We start from the raw sequence: 23967 nt of genomic DNA, 5'->3' as shown, positions 1-23967 counted from the left end.
CAACGTCACATAAATGACTCTAAATATAAAAATTAAGCAAATACGTTTGCCAGCCTGTCCATTGCAGTTGATAATTCACCACTATCACGGGCAAAACAAAGCCTCAGCCAACCATCGCTTTCCCGACCGAATGCTGTACCCGGCGCAAGCCCAACACCCACATCAAGTACTACTTGCTTTGCAAACTTTAGTGAGTTTTCCATCCCATCCAGAGCGAAAAATGCATAAAAAGCTGCCTCGGGCGCTCGATACCGAACCCGGGGCCATTCAGACATTGCGGTGCCTACAATATCTCGACCTTCCCTACACAGGTCTACCATGTCAGCAATAACATGCTCCCCATCCTTTAAAGCAGTTATACACGCTTTCTGCAGAAAAGCTGGAGTGCCACTGGTATTGAATTCGATCAAATCTGAAAATGGCTTGGCGAATGAAGGAGGGTGGGTCAGCCATCCCAACCGCCATCCAGTCATCGCCCAATTTTTTGAGAAGCTATTAACTACTAGCACTGAATCTTCTGGTTCAATTATCTCGAGAAAAGAGGGAGCTGCAGGTCGGTCATATACAATCCGATTATATACTTCGTCAGCTATAATCCAAATATTACGCAGACGGCAAAACTCAAGAATTTCTTTTTGTTCTCGATTTGACATCATCCAGCCTGTAGGGTTTCCTGGCGAATTAATAAATATTGCACGCGTATTTTCAGTGCACATAGCAAAAAGGTGTTCTATGTCTAAATGCCAACTTTGTGCGTCATCGTCCTCGTATCGGAGTGAGTGTTGACAGACCTCACCACCCATAATGTTTACTGCCGCCTCAGCATTCGGCCAAACGGGCCCAACCAAAATCACTCTATCACCAGGGTCTATTACAACCTGCATAGCGATCATAATTGCAGTCATACCAGAGGATGTAACAGTAATTCTATCAACACCAACCGGCAGGCCATATAAGCGTTGGCTATAATCAGCCAACGCTTCCCGCAACTCAGGCAATCCCCTTTTATGAGTATAAAAGGTATAACCCTCGCCCATAGCAGTTGCAGCTGCATCACAAATAAAGGCAGGTGTTTTTACATCAGATTCTCCATACCAAAGAGGTATCACATCAGGATTATCCAATGCCATTTCTGAAACCTGCATGATCTCTTGGGTTTTAAGTGCTTTAATTGCGGATCGAATGTTGGCCCTAGGATGTCTTTGATTTTTTACCACTATGATTTCAATTCTATGATATTTTGAAAATTTTCAAGCGCTTCCGGATTTTCAAGCGCCTCCTTATTTTTCACAGGCAATCCATGAACCACGTTGCGCACGGCTAACTCAGTTATTTTTCCAGATCGCGTACGAGGAATATCGGCGACTGCGATAACTTTCGCGGGAATGTGGCGGGGTGAGCAATTTTTGCGGACACGCTCCCGAATTCTAGCCACCAAACTTTCGTCGAGCTCTTTACCTTTTGCCATCCTGACGAAAAGTATAATTCTTGTATCATTATCCCAATCTTGACCAATACAGATTGCTTCCTCAATATTTACGAAAGTTTCAACTTGACGGTAAATTTCCGCAGTTCCGATTCTCACGCCTCCTGGATTAAGCGTCGCATCCGAGCGCCCATAAATTATCATACCTCCATTTTTGGTTATCTCAACAAAATCACCATGGCACCAAACGTTTGGGAAACGTTCAAAGTATGCCGCATAATAACGGCTTCCATCTGGATCATTCCAAAACCCAATTGGGAGCGAGGGGAAAGATTCAGTGCAAACCAATTCTCCTTTTCTACCCCTCACGGGCCTGCCATTGCTATCAAATACATTCGTGGCCATTCCTAAAGCTAGTGCTTGTATCTCTCCCCGATAAACAGGGGCTGTCGGATTTCCACAAACAAAACATCCGAGAATATCGGTGCCTCCAGAAATCGATGACAGGCAAATATCACTTTTAACGTTTTTATAAATGTAGTCGAAACCCGCAGGCGCCAGTGGTGAACCGGTCGAAGCAAATGTACGAAGTGCTCCAAGATCGTGACTTTGAGAAGGCTGAACTCCACGTTTGACCAAGGTGTCGATATATTTAGCTGAGGTCCCAAAGAACGTCATCTTTTCTTCTGATGCAAAATCAAAAAGTATGTCATCTTTGGCTGCAAAGGGTGATCCATCATAAAGAAGCAGTGTTGCTTCTGAAGCCAATGCACTCACTAACCAATTCCACATCATCCAACCGCAGGTAGTGAAGTAGAAAACACGATCATTAGGCTTTATGTCACAATGTAGCTGATGTTCCTTAAGATGCTGCAGCAATGCACCCCCTGCACTGTGCACGATACATTTTGGGACCCCAGTGGTCCCAGACGAATACATGATAAACAGGGGGTGGTTGAAGGGCCTGTGCTCAAAACTTATCTGATCTTCGGTCCGATCTATTTTGAAATCGCTCCACAAAACTGAATTTTTAATCGGTTTTATATCTGGCACTGATTCTGAAAATGGAACCACTACAACCTGCTCCACACTTGATAATTCGGCTAATATATCCTTCACGCGCGGCAGGCTGGCATGCCATTTTTGATCATAAATATATCCATCAGTAGTAAACAAAACCTTAGGCGTCACCTGTCCGAATCTATCCAGAACACCCCTAGTCCCGAAGTCAGGCGAACATGAAGTCCAAATTGCTCCAAGGCTCGCTGTAGCCAACATGGCAACAACTGCTTCAGGACTGTTCGGTAAAAATCCGGCACAACGGTCTCCGGGCTCAACTCCAGCCATTTTAAGGGCCGCTGCAATTCTCGAAACCTCTTCATATAGTTCGCGCCAACTTAATCGTCTCTCTATTTGATCCTCTGCGCGAAACACTAGAGCTTCTCCATCATCTCGACGGCGCAAAAGATTTTCTGCAAAGTTTAGTTTAGCATCTGGAAAAAATTGTGCGTCTAGCATGCTGTCTCCATCGACTAGCACACGATCACCTTTAGTTTCAGCTATGACACCAGTAAACTGCCACACAGCAGCCCAAAATTCCTCTTGCCTAGAGACCGAGAATTGATGCAGTTGTGAATAACTACTGAGAGATACTTCGTACTCTTCTTCTAACCAGTTCCGGAATGCGGTCATATTTGCATTTTTTTTACGGCTACAGTCGGGTCGCCATAGTGGTTCTGCCACGCACATCGCTCCTTCTCAATTCTATCCCATCAAAATTCTTATCTGTCACAAAGAGCTCACCAAAAATCCTCGTATAGATATAAAAGCCGAAACAGCATATTCTAAGTTGCCGTGACCAAATCTTATTTTTTGCCCCACAGAATTCGAGTAAGCAGAAAAAATAAACAGAAAATGATGATTTTGCCAGTCAATCTAAAAAGTCGTTGGGATCGTACGCCAGAGAATCTCCGCGGCGCAATGTGGATGCTATTTATGGCAATTTTTTTTGTAGCTGCAGACAGCATAATCAAAATATTAAGCCGTCGCCTAGATCCTATAGAAATAGTATTTTTTCGAAATATTTTCAGCATCCTCTGGCTTATACCCGCAATCGCAAATGCGGGGGGGTTCAAAGCTTTTCAGACTAATTATCCTTGGCTTCAGCTAACCCGAGCTACGCTCGGTGGCATTGCCATGATCTGTATCTTTTACAGTCTTAAATTATTACCACTCGCTGATGCTACAGCCGTAATGTTTTCAAGGGCAATTTGGATGATCCCATGCGCTGTTTTATTATTAGGTGAAACTGTTCAGTGGCGTCGTTGGACTGCAACCATTGTGGGGTTTATTGGCGTAATATTAATGGTTCAGCCAACCGAGCTTCTAGATTTTAATAGTATTAAAATAGGTATGATTTTCGCACTAACCAATGCATTTCTCGCTGCAGTTATTTTTACCTTAATTAAGATTTTAAAAGGTAGGGGAGAATCAAATCTTACGATATTATTGTGGCATGCCTCGATTTCAATTTTAATGACATCCATTCCGACATGGTTTCTGTGGATTACGCCGACGCCATTTGAAATTTTATTACTAATTGCGCTGGGTCTCATTGTCACTTTGGCTCACTCGTGTTTGATTCAAGCGCTAGCAGTCGGCGAAGCGACTGCAGTCACACCATTTGAGTATTCACGGGTGTTATTTGCCGGTTTAGTGGGTTTTATTTTTTTCTCAGAGGTACCCTCAATATGGAGTTTCGTGGGTACACTGCTGTTAATTGCTAGTGCTTTGTATATTGCAAGACGCGAGTCATTGGCCGACAAAAATCAGAAAGGCTAAAAAACTGATCTCAATCTTTATTAGCAGCTCGCCACATCGCGGTGCGTTTTTTCGCATCAATAATTTGATCAGAAGACATTTCTTCTTCTATCGCCAAACGATTTTTCATAACCATTTCACGGCCCTCACCTTCAAGGTGATCGGCTGCTAAGGATAGCCATTTCCAAGCCTCTACAATATCCTGTTTTACACCAACACCGGCATAAAAGAATGTACTGAGGTTATTTTGGGCTTTTCCATGTCCATTATTAGCTGCGCGCTGAAGCCATTGAGCCGCTTTCGATGCATCTTTCGGCACACCTTTTCCAAACTGGTAAAATATGCCGAGATTGAATTGTGCAGAGGGATTATTGCCATTAGCTGCTTTTTCAAACCAATAAGCGGCCGCGTTCAGATCAGAGGGACGGCCAAGTCCTTGTTCATATATTGTCCCCAACATGAACTGAGCCCGCACATTACCTGATTGGGCTAAACTATGAAACAATTGCGAAGACTTGAAATATTTCTTTTGCAGATGCATGCGCATGCCATCCGAAAAACTATCTGCCAAACTTGGTAACGACCATAAAAGTATAGCGACTGACATAAACGGCACTACAATACTACGCATGTTCTTTCTCCTGGTTCGTTGTCATTTCGTGCACAGTAGCATCTATAAATCTTGCTAGGATAATATCCCTTTCGCTGAGGCCATCGCACTCATGAGTCGTTAGTGTGACCTCAACTTTTCCATAAATATTTAGCCACTCGGGATGATGATTAATCCGTTCAGCCTCCAATGCTATCCGCGTCATGAACCCCCACGCTTGATTGAAATTATCAAACTTAATAACTCTCTTGATAGCGTCACTTTCTTCCAGTTTCGTCCAGGCCGGTAATTCTGATAACATCAAGGCCTCAGCATCGGCTGGTATTTTTTCAACCATCTTCATTATTCCTCGGAATCTTCATTTTCAAAACTTTACGTTAACCAAACACCAGCATCACGGCTAGGTGATGCTACGATTCTTGAGCACGACAAACGCTTTTTTGTTTGCTACATTATTTGAGGTACCTCACCACATTTATGTTTACCTATCGTTAGTCTAGTGTACAAATTCAATACCTTAAATAGCAGCTCAAAGAATGCAGGTGGCCTAAACCAAACCGTGTTCATGAGTATTATAAATCGTAACAATTATTTCAGGTGAGAATGAATGAAAATCATACCCCTCGGTAAAAAATTGGGGGCGGAGGTTATAGGCATAGATGCTAGCAAGCCGATCACACAACGCCGCGCTGAACAGCTTCGCGAAGCTCTTCAAAAATACTTGGTCCTTTTGTTAAGAAACCAAACATTACCTGTTAGCGAGCATGTTATTTTTGCTCAAGTCTTTGGCGACCTTGGAAAGATAGCTGATACTCTTCTCGGTCTTGGAAAACGGAAATATCCAGAGGATGATATCCCTGATTGTGTCAGCGTTATTTCGAACATTAAAGTCAATAATGAGCCAATTGGAAGTCTGGGTGACGGTGAATGTTTCTGGCATTCTGATAGCTGTTTTTCTGACACCCCGCCTTCTGCAAGCACTTTATATTCAGTTGAAATACCAGATAACGGAGGCAACACAGCCTTCCTTAATATGGTGGATGCGTTAGAAACTTTGCCTAGTGACATTCGAGCTCAGGTTGACGATTTGTCAATACGACACTCACAAGTCTATGACAGCACGGGAACCAAGCGCCCAGAGTTTGATGAGGCCAGCGATATTACTAAAAATCCGGGTCCAACTCACCCAATCGTCCGAACTCTACCCGAAGAAAATAGGCAAGTTCTGTACCTAGGGCGGCGGCTTGGCGCTTACATTCCTGGTCTAACGGTGAAAGATAGTGAAGATCTTCTGGACGTACTTTGGGCGCATACAATTCGGGAATGCCGCACATGGTCACATCAGTGGTGCCTCGGAGATCTCTTGGTCTGGGACAACCGAACTACTATGCATCATCGAGATTCTTTTGACCCAAGCCAGCGGCGCCGTCTGCACAAAGTTCAAGTTGCTGGAGAACGGCCCATATGAAGATACACTGTTTGGCATGATAATTCTTTGAGCAAGCCTCACTAAGCAATGAGCATAGATAAACTTTTATTTTTGATTAATTGGGGCCGTGAAATTATTAATCGAATGCCTCCTGGTTGATCCGCTTACTTAAAGGCCGAGAAATCAGGAATCTAAAGAAAAACTGTGAGGACACCCGTATAACCATATAAGCGATTGTTACTTATCTCTCCATTCGCAAAAAAACCAACTAACGGGAAGTCGCCCAATTCGGACGATATTATTTTTAGTTCCTCGCTATCAGACCCGAATTGATTCGGCCCTCTAGCACAACACGAAAAATATAATCCTCCTCTAATCGCACCAATCTCAGTTCGAGACTTTATGTCACTAAGCATACGTTTCATATCGTTGATTGCACTATCATGGTCGCGACGACAAAACATTATTTGGTCGCCAGCGGTGACGTAGTCGCCAATCGCCACAACACCAGTTTCAGAATCGACTCCCACAAGATTGCGAACGAGGTAGTCACCCGTGTCACTGCCCGTAACTGGCAATGCAACAAAAATATAACCAGCTGCGCGCTTCAAATCGCGGGCCAAAACTTCTCCAACATCTTTCTTAAACACATCGAGTGCTGGCTTTCCATCAAGTTCAATCAGGAGATTTTGATCTGCAGCGGTAATTCTATGTGGGCTACTGATCAGCGAGCAACCCTGCGTCACTCCTACCTGCGCCGGTATTTCGTCTAATGCAAGCATGGCACCCGAGAGACCTCCCTCGCTTACGTCATCCGCCAGCTGAAAGAAGTTTTGTTGAGACGCCGTTAGTCCCCCGACTAGGAACCCCTCGGTTTCGGAGGATATTTTCTCAATGAGATCATTAATGTTTTGATTCCTCGGATCTCCATGGACCACCGTTAAAGGCGATAAAATATTACTAAGCCAAGATGCATGCTCATCGGTAATGGCTGTAATACTATCGGACACATTATCGAAGATGCGGAACGCTGAGTCGCGCGCAGGTATGATCATTGCCACCATTGCGGGTTCGTCAAAGTATTCTTTGCTCGTAGTACAAACCCCAAGCCCTACTGTTCCAACCCAATGATCAACTCCAATTCTATCTTTAAAGAAGTTCGATATATCACGTAAGTTGGCACTAAAATGATCCGTAACGTAAAGGAAGCCCAGTCTATGTTCAGGGCCAGCGGACTTCAGCTGGGTCGCGCAGTCTTGCGCTACTGACTGCCAATCCGGCCCCGAACCATGTGCGCTAATAAACGGTGCTGAGTTACTCATCGTATTTTCTCCAGTGAACGTTTGACTGTAGACAAAATTCCTTCAACAATAACCTTAATGCCACTTTTGTTCGGATGGATTCCGTCAACAAGATTGAGCTCAGGTTTTGAAGCAACCCCGTCAAGAAAAAAAGGGTAGAAATCGAGCTTGTGGATACTTGCAAGATCGGGAAAGATATTGTCGAAAGCTGCTCCATAATCGACCCCTAGATTTGGAGGAGCCCGCATCCCAGCAAGCAGGACAACTGCTCCTTTCGCTTGTATCCGGCGAATGATTTTTGACAAATTATTTTTCGTTACCTTTGGGTCGAGTCCGCGCAATCCATCATTAGCACCAAGTTCTAGAATTACAAGATCGGGATTGACTCGCATGACCCAATCAACGCGCGCAACTCCCCCGGCAGTGGTATCTCCTGAAACCCCAGCGTTAATGACGATGACATGATAGCCGTCTCGTTTTAATGAGCGAGATAATTGTTCTGAGAAATCATCGTACTTTTGAAGCCCTAGACCAGCGATTAAGCTATCCCCAAAAGCTAATATTTTTATAGGTGCGCGACTAGGTTCAGACAACGCAGGTCTATCTGTTAGCGATGACAAGACCAAAAAAAATAACAGTACTGCATTGAAATAAAAATGACGTGATGCATATGAATTTGTGATTTCACCGTACCTCCATAGAAAAAATTATTGTAGACTTTTAGATATGTCACAGGCAAAAAAGATCGAGCCACTTGTAGAACTTGAGATGGTAAACCTTGTACTGGGTGGCCCTGCAAGCCAGGTAAAAATTTTAAAATCTGTAAATTTAAATATCTTAAATAATACAACAGTTAGCGTTGTTGGGTCGTCAGGATCAGGCAAAACGTCTTTGCTACTATTAATAGCCGGACTAGAAAAGGTTACTAGCGGTCGCATCAGAGTCAACGGAGAAGATATCTCTGCGCTATCGGAAGATGCACTCGCTTCATTCCGGCGCGATAATATTGGCATAGTTTTTCAATCTTTTCACCTAATCCCGACAATGACAGCGTTAGAAAATGTAGCAATTCCCCTTGAACTAGGTGGGAATATGAATTCATTCTCAACGGCTGAGCTCGAGCTCTCCCATGTTGGACTCGAGGACCGTCTTGCTCACTATCCGAGCGAATTATCTGGTGGAGAGCAGCAACGCGTGGCTATTGCTCGGGCTTTGGCTCCTAAACCAAAATTAATTTTAGCTGATGAGCCAACCGGCAATCTTGACGGCGAAACGGGGTCTCAAATTATTGATTTATTATTTTCGCGCACTGATGAATGCCAATCAACATTGATATTCGTAACGCATGATAACGGGTTAGCAAATCAGGCCGACCGTATGATCCGGCTCCACGACGGTAAAATCGAGACTGATAGCAACGGCTAACAGCAATATGTGTAAATCTAAAACATTACGGATGGCATGGAGATTGGCCAGAAGAGAGTGCCGAAGCGGTATTCGTGGTTTCAAGATATTCGTAATGTGTTTAATGCTAGGTGTCGCATCTATAGCCGCTGTCGGTTCAGTATCTGAAGGTATAAAGGCAGCAATAGACAATGATGGACGACTTCTACTTGGCGGCGACGTAGATATCCGTCTTACACATAACCCAGCCACAAAAAAACAGTTGGTTTGGTTAAGGCAAAATTCATTATCGCTATCGCACGTGGTCCAGATGCGCGTTATGACGCAATCGTTAGACAAGATGCAAAATATTCTTGCGGAACTTAAAGCAGTAGACAGGTTTTACCCACTGTTTGGGGGCTTCCACTTAAAAGGGGCTGTGTCCCTACCAACGGCATTATCATCAAAAGAGGGAAAATATGGGGTTGCCGTTGAACAACAAGTTCTGAACAAACTCAACCTAGTCGTTGGTGATAAAATCTGGATCGGCGCTGAAGAATTTGTTATTCGAGCAATTATTGATCGGGAGCCCGACCGCAGCTCTCAGGTCTTCCGACTAGGCCCTCGCGTAATAATGTCGATTGGAGGATTGAAAGCGACTGGTTTGATAAAACCCGGAAGCTTAGTCAGATTTCATTACAGAGTCGGGCTTAATAAAAAATCGGTGCATGCGCAATGGGTTCGACGCCTAAATGCAAAATTTCCAGAGGCGGGGTGGCGTATCCAGACGATTGAAAATGCAGCACCCAACGTGCAGCGCTTTACAGAACGTGTGGCACTTTTCCTCAATCTGGTTGGCTTGACCACATTACTTATCGGCGGAATTGGGATCGCTATTGGGGTGAGAAGTTTCATAGAGTCCCGCTTCACCACTGTGGCTACACTTAAATCGCTCGGAGCATCGGGTAATCTAATATTTGCGGTTTACCTCATCCAAATTCTTGCAATTGCGAGTATCGGAACCATCGCAGGCCTTGCGCTAGGTATAGCATCGCCCCTAGTATTAGGCCCCTTTTTGGAGAAATATTTAGGGGTGTTTAGTGCCTTTGGTATCTACCCAAACGCCCTTTCAAAGGCAGCCCTATTTGGCTTTTTGACTTCTCTCATTTTTTCTATATGGCAGCTGGCCCGCGCTCGAGAGGTGGCGGCAAGTTCATTATTCCGACACGCAATAAACTCTCCTAATGGTCGGCCGACAATAGGGATAATCGTTTCACTAATTCTGTTATCAGCACTGCTGACGTTTATAGCCATTATAACAGCGGAACCGATGTCTGCCGGTCTTTGGTTCGTTCTGGGAACCCTACTTGTTTTGTCGACTTTCCATTTTTTGGCAAAGTTTCTTGTCATGTTACTGCGTCAGTTAAAGTTCCGTACAAAGCTTATTAGCACTGTTGCATTAAATAATTTATGCCGGCCCGAAACTCAAACGCCTGCCGTCATACTGGCATTAGGCATGAGCCTCTCGGTGATAACTATAATTGTTTTAATCGAAGAAAACATCAGGCTCCAAATCGATAATACTATTCCCAAAGCTGCGCCTGCTTACTATTTTATAGATATACAAAGTGATCAAAAAAATGCGTTTGCAGAAATCGCTGAAAACCACCCCAGCGTATCCAAGATTAATAAAGTGCCAATGCTGCGTGGCCGGATAATAAAATTAGCTGGTGTGCCAGTGGAAAGGATTAAACCCTCACCAGAAGTAGCCTGGGTACTGCGCGGAGATCGGGGTATCACTTGGTCTAACCGCCCGCCTGAAGAGGGAAGCACCGTAGTAAAAGGCGCTTGGTGGCCGGTGGGTTATGAGGGTCCGCCGCTAGTTTCCTTTGATAAAGCTAAGGCCGAAGCTTTCGGCTTAGACATAGGCGACACGCTAACAGTCAACCTTTTAGGGATCCCGTTAACGGCTCGCATAGCTAATCTCAGAGATATTAAGTGGAATAGTTTGTCGATTAATTTTCTTATGATCTTTTCCCCTAATGCTGTCAAAGAAATACCTCTATCCTACGTTGCAACCGCGCATTTTTTGCCTCACTCATCAGAGTTTGAAGAATTGGCACTGGCAAAAAAAATCACGCAAGCACTTCCCAATGTTTCAGCAATTCGAGTTAAGGACGTGCTTGCTGATATTAAAAATATGATTGGAGATATTGGGGTCGCCGTTCGCGTTATAGGTATGATCGCTGTGTGTATAAGCGTGCTCGTACTCTCCAGTGCCATCGCCGCCAACCACAATCGCCGCGTTTATGAAGCTGTAATCCTAAAGGTTTTGGGCGCATCACGGCTTCAAATCGTAAGAATTTTTGCTTTTGAATTCATTTTCCTAGGAATAATTACAGCTGCACTCTCGGCATTGGTTGCAACTGGTGTGAGTTGGGGCCTAGTGGTACACGTCATGCGCGCAGACTGGACATTTTTGCCAGGTACTCTAGTTGTTACGCTAATGTTGAGTCTTACATTCACCATCACTGGTGGGCTATTAGCGACCTGGCTAGCACTGAACGATAGATCAACTAAATATTTACGAAATGAATAATTATCGGTGTCGTGTTAAAATTAAATGAAATTATTCAGTTTGTTACAAAATACCCTATTGAAATTAAGTGTCATTTTCCAATATGCTATATATAGTTAATCATTGTCTTTATGGACGGAGTCACAAATGAGTTACGATCCGCAACATTCACAGCACGCTCAAACGTTGGGTGTCACGGCTACGCGAGATGAAATCGATGCTGGCCTTCGAGCATACATGCTCCGCGTTTACAATTATATGGCGCTTGGAGTGGCATTTACGGGCATAGTCGCTCTGGTGGTAGCCTCTTCACCAGCCCTTATGCAAACTATTGCGTTGGGCCCGTTTAAATGGGTGTTGTTTATTGGTATTCTAGGTTTAGGCTGGTTTGCACCAAAAGTCATTCTAACTGGAAGCTCTGTAGCTGGCCATGCTGCCTTTTGGGCATATGCCGCGATGTGGGGCGCGCTTATTGCACCAATGTTCTACGTCTACACTGAAGCTAGTATAGCACGCGTATTTTTCATCACGTCAGGGGCTTTCGCAGGCCTCAGCCTTTATGGGTACACGACGAAGAGAGATTTGGCACCCATGGGTCGGTTCCTTGCGATGGCTTCAATAGGCATACTCATAGCATTAGTGGTCAACATGTTTCTTGAAAGCAGTGGTTTTCAGACTGTACTGTCCATTGTGGTTGTTCTAGTTTTTGCCGGGCTGACTGCCTACGAAACACAAGCAATTAAAGAGTCTTATTTTCAAGACGACTCTCACGACATACAATCCAAAAAAGCAGTTTTTGGTGCTTTTATCTTGTACGGCTGCTTCATAACATTATTCATATGGATGCTACACCTTTTCGGCAACCGCGAATAACAGTCAATCATTGAACCTAAAAAGCCGCCCCTAACGGTGCGGCTTTTTTTGTTCACCATCGACCAAAAAAATTTTAATATCTAAGCCTCCGCAATAGCCTTGGGATAGGCAACATAAATATGGCTTCCCAGAAAACACCTGCTGTCCTCGACCGCAAACCAGTCCCATCAGGAACCGTGGTATTCCGAGAAGGCGAAACTGGTAGTACCGCTTTTATCGTTGAATCCGGAAAAGTTGAAATTTGGAAAGGAAATGAAACAGAGCGACACCGCTTAGGCATAATCTCAAAAGGAGGCATCTTTGGAGAGATGACCTTGATAGATGGGGAACCTCGCATGGCATCGGCGACTACTCTCACAGATTGTGTCCTAGTTTCCGTTTCCGAGAGCATGTTCCAAGAAAAGCTTGATCAATCTGACCCATTTGTCGTAGCCCTTCTACGCATATTCGCGCACAATATACGGACCATAACAAAATAAAATCGTCAAACTCGAAATGGTGCCGCTTGCGTGACTCGAACACGCGACCCCCGCATTACGAATGCGATGCTCTACCAACTGAGCTAAAGCGGCCTCAAATCTAAGTGACAAGATAAGCCTAGCTAACGACGGGTACAATACACTTAGAGATTTGGCGTCAAAAAAATTGCAAAGTGGTCTGAGCACGGAAGCACAAAAATTTTTTAATTCACTCATTGAATATGCTGAAGTGTGGGATTAATTGAAGCTTATTTCCATTAAAACTGTCTGTTCGTAGGTGCTCTTGTTTAAGCCTTGATAGGCATGAAACCCATAGGAACCTGGCTAAATTTTAGCATTCGAGTTGCACATAATACAAAATTCGATAGTTAGCTACTTGGATCTTGATTATCCGGAAGACGCACAACACGCAGAGGGCGCGCCCATAAAAGCGTATCAAAATCACCACAATTTTTGCAACATGCCTGCCAAACAGCTGCCTCGGATCCACAATTATCGCAAAGCCAAGCTTCATCAAGTTCAGCAGATGCAACCCTATCTAACCAATAGCGGGATTGGTCGATATTCCCGAACTCACCTTCTTCGATTTCGGCCATTAAGCGACAAACTCGGCGAGTGGGATCACTTTGGTCTAAGAGAATCTTTAATTGTGCTCGAGCCTCCCCCCAAAGTTTAGCACCAATTGCAGCTTCGGTAATTGCTAAACAGCTCTCAAAATGTCCTGGATTTTTTGAAGCCAATACCTCAAAGCGTTTGACCTGCATGAGAGGATCTAAATCAGACTTTATTGAACGATAAGCAGCAGCTAAAGAAGGGTGGGGCTTTTTTGACCACAACTTCTCTACCAGCTTATCAGCCTTTTTTACTTTGCCCTCAAGACCCAGAAGCTCCGCTAATTTGACTGTTGCGATGATAAAGCCAGGCTCTAGCTTAACTGCCTCATTAAGAAGGGATAGCTGAAGATCCTTTTCACTGTTCCTCTCAGCTATACATGCCCTCTCGTACAATATGGCTGCATGCTGCCTATTGCCGGTCTTCAAACTAAGCTGTTTGCGGTTAATAGCTTCGACAATTGATTCTCCAGCATCAAACCAAAGACCATTCTTTATTTGCAAGTCTAATCTTTGCAACCAAAGTCCCTCAGCATTGGGATTAATGCGATAGGTTTCATTGGCTAACCTAAGCGCCTCAGAATGGTTGCCTATGCGAAGTGCCTCATTCATCAAGCCCCTTAAACCAAGTAAAGCTGTCTCAGGCTCTTGCCTTAAAGACTGATAAGTTTCCTGAACTTTTGCCGTATCGCCTGCAAGCTGAGCAGCTTGGGCCGCTAAAAGCTCAGCGCTTGCAGGGGAGTCTAGCAATGCGCTAGCTTTTTTTGCATGCCTCATTGCATCATCAGAGTTGCCAGATGCTAGTGAGATCAGACTCGCACTTAGTGCCTCATGACCGCGGCGCTGTTTGCCCAAAAAATTACGATGCCGTATCTGCTGCGGCATCCGCTTCGCTGCAACCCATGCCCTATAAACAAATGCCGATAGTAAACAGAATATTATGAAAACATGTAAAAATAAGGCCGCACTTGTATCAATGCGATGATCACCCCAAAAAATTGTTACTGACCCTGGGTTAGTAGCTAGCCATACCTCAGCTACAATCACAGTAGTTGCGACGATCAAGAAAATACAAATGCGAAAAACAGTCATGCTGCCCCGCTCTTTATTAATTGGCCTCGGGCTTAGCACCGAGTAATGCGCTCACATGCCAACGTAATTTTTCTATATGCTGTTTTACCTGAATATGCGCTCGAACATCCTCAATCCACGAACTAAAACTATCGAAATACACGTCTTCTCTCGATAGCAACTCCAAATGGTCGGCGGCACTCGCAAAATCTCCATTTGCTACTGCCACCTCCGCCATACTGAAAGGGGGTAATTTACCAGACCCACCGACCCTGCGAATAGAGAATAATCCTGTTAATTCAGATTTGAGTCGTTCCATGATGCTTTCGCTGCTGGACTTTTTTAAGTCCATAGTACGGTTTTTATGCGCCCTTTGGATTGCCAAATTATTAAAACTTGTGACAAGCATTAGAGGAGTTGGTACCCCTTGGTCTGCTCTTCTGGCAAGAACCTCAAATATTTGCTTTGGAACAGGTGCCGCCAAAGATTTTCGGAGGGACTGAAGCCGATTTTGATAAGGCCTACCGGCGAAAATTTCATTCTCCAGCTGCCCAAGCAATAGCGTTTGCAATGCTACACCCTTGGCTCCCTGCCGCCTTTCAAAAGACAGATTCTTTATTTTATTTTCCATCTTATTTATTTTGTCATTAATTTGACTAACTTGGCCCGCAAATTGGCTAAGCGCATAGTTGTTCTCTTTAGCTGAACTAAGTATCGATCCGTTTATTTTTTCAAGCCTCCGCTGGAAAAGATCAAGCCGAAGTTCGATATTTTCAATCTTGACCTCAAGTGGTTCGCGTGTCATTTCCTGCTCTATTTTAACAGGCACGTTATTTTCTGGCATTTTTGTCTCCTCACTGGATTTTGAAACAATCGGTTTTATGACCTTGACCCCCGATTCTGTTTCTTGACCCCCCAATGCGGGAACTTTTTTAATGGGATGAACTTGCCCACTGCCAGAAAAATACGACTGAATCCAATTACTTTCGGATAAAACAAACCATCCGCTCCAAGTAACAGCTGCAGCAGCCAAAAGTATCAAACCTCCGCTGCGCCAGTAACTTCGATTCTTTTCATTGGTCCTCGAAGCATCATGTGTGTCCGTTGATGGAGATGCTGGATTGTTTTTCTTTCTTACATCATTAATAGGATTGGTCTTTGGCCCTTCTAAACTCTCCTCAAATTGGCCAGAAGCCGAACCTGTCTCGTTACCAGAGTCTGGAGTGGATGTAAGCGTTACGGGCTCTCGATCAAGCTCTCGCAACACAGCATCTGATAAATTGACATTGTGTTTACGGGCCGCCTCTAAAATAGGCTTTCGCCTATTTAACGGTATGTGGCCACGCGATTTCCAGCCTTGAACAGTCGTTACTGGAATACCGAGCTTTGCGGCCATTGGTCTTATGCCACCGAAATCTTTGATTATCGCCTCAGCGCTGAAATTGTTAGACCGGCTAAAACCAGGCTTAGGCATTGACTCATTCATATGCTTTTAAACTCCGTTACTCAATTGTAGCGAAACATTTTCTAGGGCATCTAACAGCGCAGACTGTGTGGGAGCTGGCGCTGTTATGATCTGCCGCCATGGTAATTTCTCCAACTTTTCAGCTATAGCCTCACTTAAACATAGAGCCACGGAAGTCTCGAATTCCTTGCCAAAACCAGCTGAAAGGGCCAAATCAACAAACTGTACGGCGGTGCGCGGAGAGAAGAAAAGAGCAAAATCCATTTTACAGCCAGCCAGCGTTTCTTGACAACGCTCATTCAACACCCCTAATTCCTCAGCTTTATACAGCACCTCGCGCTTGTATTTGTATCCAGCTAACGACAATCTCCTTCCAAGGTCGCCAGCTAAGTGGCTTCCAGCAATATGAAGGAGATCGCCGCCCTGAGGGTCACATCTTGAAATCAATAAATTTGCAAGCTTGTTCACATCACCACCAGCACTTACAGTTTGCACGCAGCCACAGGCGCGTGCTGCAGCTGCGGTAACTTCACCGACTGCATAGGCAGGCAATGATGTATCTTTAGTTCGAGAAAAAAAAGAATGCACTCCATTTGCTGATGTGAATATCAGTGCCTGCACTCCGTCCAAAGAAGGTACAACACCTTCAAAATATGTTATTTTTAACATCGGAGATAACAAAGGGGAAAACCCTCGTTCTCTGAGTTCTGACTCAAGCACTATGGCGTCTTGTTGAGGTCGGGTTACTAATACAATCGGGGGTTTTTTGCGATCAATCATTAAAAACCTTTTCACCACGGGATTCGACAACTAGCGCTCGTAACTCCTTCCCCATTTTCCTCCCCAACAATTCAGCATCGCTGGCCTGTGCCGTACTTTCCATGCGATGAAGCCACTCGCCGTTTGGGTCGGCTATTAGAGCCCTGAGACGCATCTTTCCTCCAGGAATGTGTTCTGCTAAAGCACCAATTGGGGTGTAGCAGGAGCCACCGAGCTCCTGAAGCAAAGTTCGCTCTGCCAAGGTGGCTTGCATTGTTTCGAAATGGCATATTGGCGCAAGCAGGTCTGCAATTTTCTCGTCCCCTACGCGACTTTCAATCCCGATAGTCCCTTGGGCTGCAGATGGAAGCATTATCTCCGGCCCTAGTACTTCCATATCTTGGGAAGATAGTCTTAGCCTTTTCAATCCCGCCAGAGCTAGTAAGATTGCATCTACGTTACCATCCCTTAGTTTTTTAAGGCGTGTCTCAACGTTCCCTCGAAGCGAGACAATGTCTAATTCAGGAAAAGAATTTAGAATTTGAGCACGTCTGCGCGGCGATGTAGTTCCGACTACACTACCTGCAGGCAAAGTAGATAGCGAATTCCCTCTTGAGGATAAAAAAACATCGCGGGGGTCCTCACGCGGTAATACCGCCGCTAGGGTAAGGGCAGCCGGCAAATGGGTTTCCATATCTTTCGCAGAATGCACAGCAATATCGATTCTACATTCAAGAAGGGCCGCCTCAATTTCTTTAGTGAAGAGGCCCTTTCCGCCAATTGACGTAAGGGGTTTATCCAGCACAGTGTCGCCTGTGGTTTTTATCATTATGATCTCTGTGACGATTCCCGGATGTGCAATTTCCAAAGCTTCTATAACCAGTCTTGTCTGCGCCTGGGCCAGAGGTGACTCACGACTGCCAATTATTAGTTTTTCAATGCTTACCTTTTTCATAACCAATTAATACCCGATTGTGCTCAACAAGATAAGCATTTGCCGAAACCGACTCAAAAGCAGTACAAAGAGTAATGCGAGTACTAGGTATTGAAAGCTCTTGCGACGAGACCGCCGTGGCCATCGTTGATAGTGATAGGCAGATACTTAGTAATCAAGTACTGTCACAAGGCACTGAACACGAGGAATATGGAGGCGTTGTCCCTGAAATAGCAGCTCGCAGCCATCTCAGCCACATTGATCGTTTAATTAAAAAAGCCTTAACGGAAGCAAAAATAGATTTCCGAGACCTTAACGGAATTGCTGCTACCGCAGGACCCGGCCTCATCGGTGGTGTGCTAGTTGGGATAATGACCGCCAAAGGACTATCCATTGCAACAGGTTTACCATTTATAGCGGTCAACCATATGGAAGGGCACGCGTTAACTGCTCGACTAACTGGGACACTGGACTTTCCATATTTAGCTCTTTTAATTTCAGGTGGTCATTCGCAATTTGTTTCCATTGCTGGGATTAGCAAATATCATATTCTAGGTACTACAATAGATGATGCAGTAGGAGAGGCTTTTGATAAAACTGCTAAACTTCTTGGTTTAGGCTTTCCGGGGGGGGCAGCATTGGAAATAGCAGCAAAATCTGGAGACCCGACTCGATTTTCCTTACCAAGACCGATGCTAGGCCGACCCAATTGTGACTTGTCGTTCTCAGGCCTCAAAACAGCCGTCCGAAATGTTGTTGAAAAATATAAGGGAAAGCTGGATAACGAAGCCATATCAGACCTATCGGCAAGCTTCCAAAATGCTGTTGCCGATTGTCTTATTGATAGATGTACTAAGGCTGTGGGAGACTTTCGAGGAACGTACTCCACCGGTAATACTTTCGTGATCGGTGGGGGTGTGGCAGCAAATGCGTATATTCGTGAAAAACTCAAAAATTGTGTTCATGATCTTGGCTTTAGGTTCATTGCTCCACCAACTAACTTATGTGGAGATAATGGAGCGATGATCGCTTGGGCTGGCATTGAACGACTTCGCCTCGGCCTCATTAATAAACTAGATTTTCCGGCGCGACCACGATGGCCACTTGACGCACCGCATTCAGACGCCCATAGCTAGATTATGATTAAAATATCAATTATTGGAGCGGGTGCTTGGGGTACGGCGTTGGCCTGCATTGCACGTCGGGCAAACCACGAGGTTATGCTTTGGGCACTAGAGGATGAAGTTGTTCATTCAATAAATGCCGAAAAAGGTAATCCCATGTATTTGCCTGGAGTGAACCTTGACAAGGGTATAGTTGCGACGGGGGATATCTCCGAAGCTATCGCGCAAAGCCAAGTTGTCTTTTCTGTTGTTCCATCACAGTTCTTTCGATCCGTAGCAGAAAAAATTGCGGTAAGTATAGATCCTAGAACTCCTCTGGTAATTTGCTCAAAAGGGATTGAGGTGGAAACCGGCGCGCTAATGACAGAAATTGCTGGTGAAATAATACAAAAAAACCCGGTCTTGGTCTTATCTGGTCCATCTTTTGCCCACGAAGCAATCGCTGCCTCGCCCACAGCTGTCGCCCTTGCCAGCACACATCTTAAAGAGGCAGAAATTATCACCGGCTTGATAGGGACCAGCTGTTTTCGGCCTTATCCGATGGATGACCCAATTGGCGCCGAGGTAGGCGGCGCAGCAAAAAATGTACTCGCTATCGCATGTGGCATAGTCGTCGGCCGCGAAATGGGCGACAACACCCGTGCAGCTCTCATAACCCGCGGCTTATTCGAGATGGCTATGCTCGGTGTAGCAAAGGGCGCGAAGGCACGAACATTTATGGGACTTTCTGGTCTTGGTGACCTCACTCTCACTTGCAATGGCCTAAATTCACGCAACATGTCACTCGGAGTGGAACTTGGTAAGGGGAATCCCTTAGCTGACATATTGGCTAACCGCAATTCGATTGCAGAAGGCGTTGAGACTGCACGAGGCATCATAGCATTAGCACGAGAACTTAATGTCGAGCTACCTATTATGGAAGCTGTATACCGTATTTTGCATCACCAAGCGGACATAACCCAAGCTATAGACAATCTCTTAGATCGACCATTTACTCCTGAATTCAAAGGCCTAGATTGACCGCATTTCTACCCTGAGTTAGCATTCAATTTTTAACGTTTATTGGGAGATTTATTATGCTTTGGTGCATTACGTGCGTAGACAAGCCTGGAGACTCGACTGCACGATTATCTGTCTTGGAAACTCATCGTGCATATCTCAAAACACAAGATGATAAAATAGTTATGTCAGGCGCCACTCTGTCGGATGACGGGGAAACTATGACGGGCAGCTGTTTTATAATCTCAGCTAATAGTCGTTCAGAAGCTGAGGCTTTTTCAAACGGTGATCCTTTCACAGCGGCCGGCGTATTCGAAAGCGTTAATATCACTCGAATGAAAAAGAGTTCGTTTTATCCTGATAATTATGAAAAGGCATAAATAATGCTGTTCGTGTGCTTCCTAATCGACAACCCAAATAGGGCTAATGTACGCAGGGAGTATTTGAAGGTTCATCGGAGTTATTTGAAAAGTCATAAGGATATAATTTATTTTGCGGGACCCCTTGAGAATGAGGAGCAAACAGAAAATGTGGGTTCGCTTTATGTAGTTGAACAGCCTACTCGCGCAGCGGCTGATGCATGGCTGGCTAATGAACCGTTTGCTAAAAACGATTTATTTAGCACAAAACATATTTTCGGTTGGCACCACTTGAAAGGTGACCGTAAATTATACCGGAGACTGTACCTGTACTTTCAGCTCGATGGAAAACAGTCGCATAACAAACGATCTCGATTTCGTGACGAGCATGTAGATTATCTTTTGGCTCATGAAAATCATTTGTTTGCTGCAGGCCCCCTATTCAACGACAGTGACAAGATCAACTTTGAAGACCGCATAGGGTCGCTCTTCGTTGTAGATTTTTCCACTCGGACTCTTGCCGATCATTGGCGCGAGCGGGAGCCTTACACGAAAAATAATGTCTACAACCAGACTTGGGGGTATGCCTTTAAAAATCTTTGGCTTGGTGCAGAAAAATCTGTGCAGAGGTCACTCTGACATCGCTATCTTTGAACTTTTTGCATCTTATAACATCAGAAGAGGTCATTTGTTGGTCAAGGTTTGCCCTAGTTACCAGTCATAATAAGGTCTGGGCTGAGGGAACAGCATTTTTCAGGGTGAAACCTCATATTGTTCAGAAATGACCATATAAGTACAATTTGAGACAACAAAATAAATGGTTAGATTAACTGGTTAAGCAATCAGCCATATCTCGCTTTTGCTGAGAAGCAATAACTGTACAAGTATCTTAGCCCACAAAATGATAGACCATATGGAAAAATATTTTAAACTCCCAACAACAACGAGCGTGAGATCGCTTTTAATATGAGCAAAAAAAGCTACTGGTCATGACTGAAGAAACTGTTCTAGGATTGCTCGCTGATATTCCCGACGGAGAAGGTAAAGAATACACCATCAAAAATGATGACGAGGAAGTTGGACTTTTTGTTGTACGCCAAGGAAACGCATTCTACGGCTACGTCAATTATTGCCCTCATGCGGGCACCCCTTTAAATTGGGAAGGTGACAGATTCATGACGCTCGACAGAAAACATATTTTGTGTGCCACTCACGGCGCGACATTCAATATTCATGATGGTGTCTGTGTTTCTGGGCCCTGCGTCGGAGATTGGCTAGCACCCCTAAATCTAAGACTTGACGATGGAGTGCTTGTATTGGTCCACCCTGAGTGAAGACACCAAGGGTTTAAAATTTCAATGGCGGTCAGGGTCGTTTAAAATTGTTAATGTAAGGGTGCTAATTATGCCAGATGAAATCTTCCCAGTTTCAATTGAAACAGCAAAGCAGGCGTTAGTAAATAAAGATAAATATGTCAAAATGTATGAGGAATCCATTTCAGACCCCGATGTATTTTGGAAGGAACATGGAAAACGGATTGATTGGATAAAACCATATACCAAAGTCAAAGATGTTTCATACTCTAGTGATGATGTACATGTAAGATGGTTTTATGACGGCACACTGAATGCCTCTGCTAATTGCATTGACCGACATTTGAAAACACGAGGCGATGAAACTGCAATTATTTGGGAATCTGATGATCCAGATGTTGATCTATACATCACCTACAATGAATTGCATGACAACGTTTGCAAATTTGCGAATGGACTGAAATCATTAGGCGCGAAAAAGGGTGACCGAATATGTATCTATATGCCTATGATACCAGAGGCTGCATATGCAATGCTCGCATGCGCGCGAATTGGTGCTGTTCATTCGGTTGTTTTCGGGGGTTTCTCACCTGACGCCTTGGCCGGTCGCATACAAGACTGTGGATGCAAAATAATAATAACAGCTGACGAAGGTGTCCGAGGGGCTCGCACCATACCTCTCAAAAAAAATATCGATGCAGCGCTGATTAACTGCCCGACGATTGAAAAATGTGTGGTGGTGAGACGAACAGGTAACGATATCATCTGGAAGAGAGATTGCGATATTTGGTATCATGAACTTGTAGCCGGGCAACCAAGCGTTTGCCCACCGGAAGAGATGAATGCTGAGGATCCACTCTTCATTCTTTACACGTCAGGCTCTACAGGAAAACCAAAAGGAGTCCTGCATACAACAGGTGGCTATATGGTTTATTCCTCAATGACCCATCAATACGTCTTTGACTATCAGCAGGGCCAAATCTATTGGTGTACGGCTGATGTCGGCTGGGTCACTGGACATAGCTACATACTTTACGGCCCCTTAGCCAATGGCGCTACTACAATAATGTTTGAAGGTGTACCCAATTATCCTGACACTAGTCGTTTCTGGGAGATATGTGACAAGCACAATGTAGAGATTTTTTACACTGCACCCACTGCCATCCGCGCTTTGATGAGGGATGGCGACGCGCCAGTAAAAAAAACGAGAAGAAACTCGCTCAAACTTCTCGGGACGGTTGGGGAGCCTATCAATCCTGAGGCTTGGCTGTGGTACCACAAAGTTGTTGGTAATGGCCGATGCCCGATAGTGGACACGTGGTGGCAAACTGAAACAGGAGGTATATTAATCACACCTCTTCCTGGCGCCACTGACTTAAAGCCCGGGTCGGCCACACTACCATTTTTTGGGATCGAGCCAGAACTAATGGATGCAGATGGTAACATGCTTGAGGGAGCCGCCTCAGGAAATCTTTGCATAAAGAATTCTTGGCCCGGACAAATGAGGACAATATATGGCGATCATGACCGATTTGTGAGTACATATTTCAGCACTTTTGAGGGGAAATACTTTACGGGTGACGGATGTCGTAGAGATGAGGATGGTTACTACTGGATAACCGGTAGGGTGGATGACGTGATCAACGTGTCAGGCCACAGAATGGGCACGGCTGAAGTCGAATCTGCTTTGGTTGCGCACCCGACCGTTGCGGAGGCAGCTGTCGTAGGCGCGCCTCATGATATCAAAGGCCAGGGCATTTACGCTTACGTTACACTTAATGCTGATACTGAACCATCCGATAAATTGAGAAAAGATCTTACTGATTGGGTCCGAAAGGAAATAGGTCCGATAGCAACACCTGACTGGCTGCAATGGGCGGCAGGCCTTCCTAAAACGCGTTCAGGGAAAATAATGCGCCGAATTTTACGAAAGATAGCGGAAGATGACTTCGGTGATTTGGGAGACACATCCACTCTTGCAGAGCCGGGCGTAGTGGCCGATCTTGTCGATAATAGAATGAACCGATGAAGAACAAAGGAGTGTTCATATGCAGCCGATTTGTCGTTGCATAAGTATCTAGTAATTAAAAATCCACACAACGACCGGCCTTTTCCCAATCACCATATCTTGTTGGCTCAAGCCCCTTGGGGCCGCCGATTTCTTTCGGCACAACGCCTTCTGCTTCCGCTTTCTCGCGCCATTTACGACCAGCCTCTTCTGCTTTACGCTCAGCCATACGCCTAGCATCACTGCCGGGCTCCTGCACGGCCTGAGTGCCGGTATCGGGGTTACTTTTCTTGCCCGGGGCGCGTTCTTCCGATTTTATATTGGTCGATTTCAATATATCAAAAATGTTTGCCATATGTGTAATATGGGTAATTCCCTTTGAAATGCCAAGGGGATAAAAAAATGAAGGGATATAAATGCTTCTC

The 23967-nt window shown here is 44.8% G+C and carries 23 protein-coding genes and 1 tRNA gene; 12 read left to right on the top strand and 12 right to left on the bottom strand.

The genetic code is table 11. From position 1 onward, the window contains the following. Positions 1 to 32: 32 nt before the first annotated feature. Together VX941_05230 and VX941_05225 are read right to left on the bottom strand one after the other, a co-directional pair. Positions 33 to 1217, bottom strand: a complete 1185-nt coding sequence (locus VX941_05230; GenBank protein MEE2932810.1) for a pyridoxal phosphate-dependent aminotransferase — start codon at positions 1215 to 1217, stop codon at positions 33 to 35. Next, positions 1217 to 3175, bottom strand: a complete 1959-nt coding sequence (locus VX941_05225) for an acetoacetate--CoA ligase (GenBank protein ID MEE2932809.1) — start codon at positions 3173 to 3175, stop codon at positions 1217 to 1219. Before VX941_05225 ends, VX941_05230 begins: the two co-directional genes overlap by 1 nt. Positions 3176 to 3340: 165 nt before the next feature. Here VX941_05225 and VX941_05220 point away from each other — a divergent pair, with 165 nt between their 5' ends. After that, positions 3341 to 4267 (top strand): DMT family transporter, encoded by a 927-nt coding sequence (locus VX941_05220; protein MEE2932808.1) that lies wholly within the window; start codon positions 3341 to 3343, stop codon positions 4265 to 4267. A 10-nt stretch (positions 4268 to 4277) separates the two neighbouring features. On the opposite strand, the gene VX941_05215 is transcribed toward VX941_05220, so the two are convergent. Next, positions 4278 to 4877, bottom strand: a complete 600-nt coding sequence (locus VX941_05215) for a tetratricopeptide repeat protein (protein MEE2932807.1) — start codon at positions 4875 to 4877, stop codon at positions 4278 to 4280. After that, a complete protein-coding gene (locus tag VX941_05210; protein ID MEE2932806.1) occupies positions 4870 to 5193 on the bottom strand; it encodes a 4a-hydroxytetrahydrobiopterin dehydratase in 324 nt (107 codons plus the stop codon). The genes VX941_05215 and VX941_05210 overlap by 8 nt, the downstream gene beginning before the upstream one ends. A gap of 270 nt (positions 5194 to 5463) precedes the next feature. On the opposite strand from VX941_05210, the gene VX941_05205 reads away from it, so the two are divergent. After that, a complete protein-coding gene (locus VX941_05205; GenBank protein MEE2932805.1) occupies positions 5464 to 6324 on the top strand; it encodes a TauD/TfdA family dioxygenase in 861 nt (286 codons plus the stop codon). 152 nt (positions 6325 to 6476) lie between these two features. Here VX941_05205 and VX941_05200 read toward each other — a convergent pair whose 3' ends face one another. Together VX941_05200 and VX941_05195 are read right to left on the bottom strand one after the other, a co-directional pair. Continuing rightward, a complete protein-coding gene (locus VX941_05200; protein ID MEE2932804.1) occupies positions 6477 to 7607 on the bottom strand; it encodes an FIST C-terminal domain-containing protein in 1131 nt (376 codons plus the stop codon). Further along, a complete protein-coding gene (locus VX941_05195; GenBank protein MEE2932803.1) occupies positions 7604 to 8179 on the bottom strand; it encodes an arylesterase in 576 nt (191 codons plus the stop codon). The genes VX941_05200 and VX941_05195 overlap by 4 nt, the downstream gene beginning before the upstream one ends. A 133-nt stretch (positions 8180 to 8312) precedes the next feature. On the opposite strand from VX941_05195, the gene VX941_05190 reads away from it, so the two are divergent. From VX941_05190 to VX941_05175, 4 genes are all read left to right on the top strand, one after another. Beyond that, positions 8313 to 9011: an ATP-binding cassette domain-containing protein gene (locus VX941_05190; GenBank protein ID MEE2932802.1), complete on the top strand. Its 699-nt coding sequence runs from the start codon at positions 8313 to 8315 to the stop codon at positions 9009 to 9011. Positions 9012 to 9018: 7 nt separating this feature from the next. After that, positions 9019 to 11568: an FtsX-like permease family protein gene (locus tag VX941_05185; protein ID MEE2932801.1), complete on the top strand. Its 2550-nt coding sequence runs from the start codon at positions 9019 to 9021 to the stop codon at positions 11566 to 11568. A 126-nt stretch (positions 11569 to 11694) separates the two neighbouring features. Next, positions 11695 to 12420, top strand: coding sequence for a Bax inhibitor-1/YccA family protein (locus VX941_05180; protein MEE2932800.1), 726 nt, complete (start codon positions 11695 to 11697; stop codon positions 12418 to 12420). A gap of 119 nt (positions 12421 to 12539) precedes the next feature. After that, on the top strand, positions 12540 to 12899 hold the full coding sequence (locus VX941_05175) for a cyclic nucleotide-binding domain-containing protein (protein ID MEE2932799.1): 360 nt from the start codon (positions 12540 to 12542) through the stop codon (positions 12897 to 12899). Between the two features lie 17 nt (positions 12900 to 12916). Here VX941_05175 and VX941_05170 read toward each other — a convergent pair. The 5 genes from VX941_05170 to hemC all read right to left on the bottom strand — a co-directional run bounded on the left by VX941_05170 (position 12917) and on the right by hemC (position 17760). Next, positions 12917 to 12992: transfer RNA gene (locus tag VX941_05170), tRNA-Thr, on the bottom strand. Between the two features lie 275 nt (positions 12993 to 13267). Next, on the bottom strand, positions 13268 to 14602 hold the full coding sequence (locus VX941_05165) for a heme biosynthesis HemY N-terminal domain-containing protein (GenBank protein MEE2932798.1): 1335 nt from the start codon (positions 14600 to 14602) through the stop codon (positions 13268 to 13270). A gap of 16 nt (positions 14603 to 14618) precedes the next feature. Further along, positions 14619 to 16067 (bottom strand): hypothetical protein, encoded by a 1449-nt coding sequence (locus VX941_05160; GenBank protein MEE2932797.1) that lies wholly within the window; start codon positions 16065 to 16067, stop codon positions 14619 to 14621. Between the two features lie 6 nt (positions 16068 to 16073). After that, complete coding sequence (locus VX941_05155; protein ID MEE2932796.1) at positions 16074 to 16826, bottom strand: uroporphyrinogen-III synthase; 753 nt, start codon at positions 16824 to 16826, stop codon at positions 16074 to 16076. After that, the gene (gene hemC / locus VX941_05150; protein MEE2932795.1) at positions 16819 to 17760 is read right to left on the bottom strand and encodes a hydroxymethylbilane synthase; all 942 of its coding nucleotides are present in this window, start codon (positions 17758 to 17760) and stop codon (positions 16819 to 16821) included. Before hemC ends, VX941_05155 begins: the two co-directional genes overlap by 8 nt. 74 nt (positions 17761 to 17834) lie before the next feature. Between hemC and tsaD the strand changes: the two genes are divergently transcribed. From tsaD to acs, 6 genes are all read left to right on the top strand, one after another. Beyond that, positions 17835 to 18875: a tRNA (adenosine(37)-N6)-threonylcarbamoyltransferase complex transferase subunit TsaD gene (gene tsaD / locus VX941_05145; GenBank protein MEE2932794.1), complete on the top strand. Its 1041-nt coding sequence runs from the start codon at positions 17835 to 17837 to the stop codon at positions 18873 to 18875. A 3-nt stretch (positions 18876 to 18878) separates the two neighbouring features. After that, entirely contained in the window at positions 18879 to 19883 is a 1005-nt protein-coding gene (locus VX941_05140; protein ID MEE2932793.1) for an NAD(P)H-dependent glycerol-3-phosphate dehydrogenase, read from the top strand. A gap of 56 nt (positions 19884 to 19939) precedes the next feature. Beyond that, entirely contained in the window at positions 19940 to 20242 is a 303-nt protein-coding gene (locus tag VX941_05135) for a YciI family protein (GenBank protein MEE2932792.1), read from the top strand. A gap of 3 nt (positions 20243 to 20245) precedes the next feature. Beyond that, complete coding sequence (locus VX941_05130) at positions 20246 to 20860, top strand: YciI family protein (GenBank protein MEE2932791.1); 615 nt, start codon at positions 20246 to 20248, stop codon at positions 20858 to 20860. 350 nt (positions 20861 to 21210) lie between these two features. Next, positions 21211 to 21555 (top strand): Rieske 2Fe-2S domain-containing protein, encoded by a 345-nt coding sequence (locus VX941_05125; GenBank protein MEE2932790.1) that lies wholly within the window; start codon positions 21211 to 21213, stop codon positions 21553 to 21555. A gap of 70 nt (positions 21556 to 21625) precedes the next feature. After that, complete coding sequence (acs, locus tag VX941_05120) at positions 21626 to 23563, top strand: acetate--CoA ligase (protein ID MEE2932789.1); 1938 nt, start codon at positions 21626 to 21628, stop codon at positions 23561 to 23563. A gap of 55 nt (positions 23564 to 23618) precedes the next feature. Here the strand turns inward: acs and VX941_05115 are convergent, their stop codons facing one another. Next, positions 23619 to 23897, bottom strand: coding sequence for a DUF1674 domain-containing protein (locus tag VX941_05115; GenBank protein MEE2932788.1), 279 nt, complete (start codon positions 23895 to 23897; stop codon positions 23619 to 23621). Positions 23898 to 23967: the final 70 nt, after the last annotated feature.

This window comes from Pseudomonadota bacterium, from assembly GCA_036339585.1.
Taxonomy (GTDB): Bacteria; Pseudomonadota; Alphaproteobacteria; order UBA8366; family UBA8366; genus UBA8366.
The sequence above is the reverse complement of the archived record's forward strand: the minus strand, read 5'-3'. Positions and strand labels throughout refer to the sequence as shown.

Coding starts and splice junctions, on each gene's coding strand:
- VX941_05225 (MEE2932809.1), bottom strand. CDS start 3,175: ATGTGCGTGGCAGAACCACTATGGCGACCCGACTGTAGCCGTAAAAAA.
- VX941_05220 (MEE2932808.1), top strand. CDS start 3,341: ATGATGATTTTGCCAGTCAATCTAAAAAGTCGTTGGGATCGTACGCCA.
- VX941_05215 (MEE2932807.1), bottom strand. CDS start 4,877: ATGCGTAGTATTGTAGTGCCGTTTATGTCAGTCGCTATACTTTTATGG.
- VX941_05210 (MEE2932806.1), bottom strand. CDS start 5,193: ATGGTTGAAAAAATACCAGCCGATGCTGAGGCCTTGATGTTATCAGAA.
- VX941_05205 (MEE2932805.1), top strand. CDS start 5,464: ATGAAAATCATACCCCTCGGTAAAAAATTGGGGGCGGAGGTTATAGGC.
- VX941_05200 (MEE2932804.1), bottom strand. CDS start 7,607: ATGAGTAACTCAGCACCGTTTATTAGCGCACATGGTTCGGGGCCGGAT.
- VX941_05190 (MEE2932802.1), top strand. CDS start 8,313: ATGTCACAGGCAAAAAAGATCGAGCCACTTGTAGAACTTGAGATGGTA.
- VX941_05185 (MEE2932801.1), top strand. CDS start 9,019: ATGTGTAAATCTAAAACATTACGGATGGCATGGAGATTGGCCAGAAGA.
- VX941_05180 (MEE2932800.1), top strand. CDS start 11,695: ATGAGTTACGATCCGCAACATTCACAGCACGCTCAAACGTTGGGTGTC.
- VX941_05175 (MEE2932799.1), top strand. CDS start 12,540: ATGGCTTCCCAGAAAACACCTGCTGTCCTCGACCGCAAACCAGTCCCA.
- VX941_05165 (MEE2932798.1), bottom strand. CDS start 14,602: ATGACTGTTTTTCGCATTTGTATTTTCTTGATCGTCGCAACTACTGTG.
- VX941_05160 (MEE2932797.1), bottom strand. CDS start 16,067: ATGAATGAGTCAATGCCTAAGCCTGGTTTTAGCCGGTCTAACAATTTC.
- VX941_05155 (MEE2932796.1), bottom strand. CDS start 16,826: ATGATTGATCGCAAAAAACCCCCGATTGTATTAGTAACCCGACCTCAA.
- hemC (MEE2932795.1), bottom strand. CDS start 17,760: ATGAAAAAGGTAAGCATTGAAAAACTAATAATTGGCAGTCGTGAGTCA.
- tsaD (MEE2932794.1), top strand. CDS start 17,835: ATGCGAGTACTAGGTATTGAAAGCTCTTGCGACGAGACCGCCGTGGCC.
- VX941_05140 (MEE2932793.1), top strand. CDS start 18,879: ATGATTAAAATATCAATTATTGGAGCGGGTGCTTGGGGTACGGCGTTG.
- VX941_05135 (MEE2932792.1), top strand. CDS start 19,940: ATGCTTTGGTGCATTACGTGCGTAGACAAGCCTGGAGACTCGACTGCA.
- VX941_05130 (MEE2932791.1), top strand. CDS start 20,246: ATGCTGTTCGTGTGCTTCCTAATCGACAACCCAAATAGGGCTAATGTA.
- VX941_05125 (MEE2932790.1), top strand. CDS start 21,211: ATGACTGAAGAAACTGTTCTAGGATTGCTCGCTGATATTCCCGACGGA.
- acs (MEE2932789.1), top strand. CDS start 21,626: ATGCCAGATGAAATCTTCCCAGTTTCAATTGAAACAGCAAAGCAGGCG.
- VX941_05115 (MEE2932788.1), bottom strand. CDS start 23,897: ATGGCAAACATTTTTGATATATTGAAATCGACCAATATAAAATCGGAA.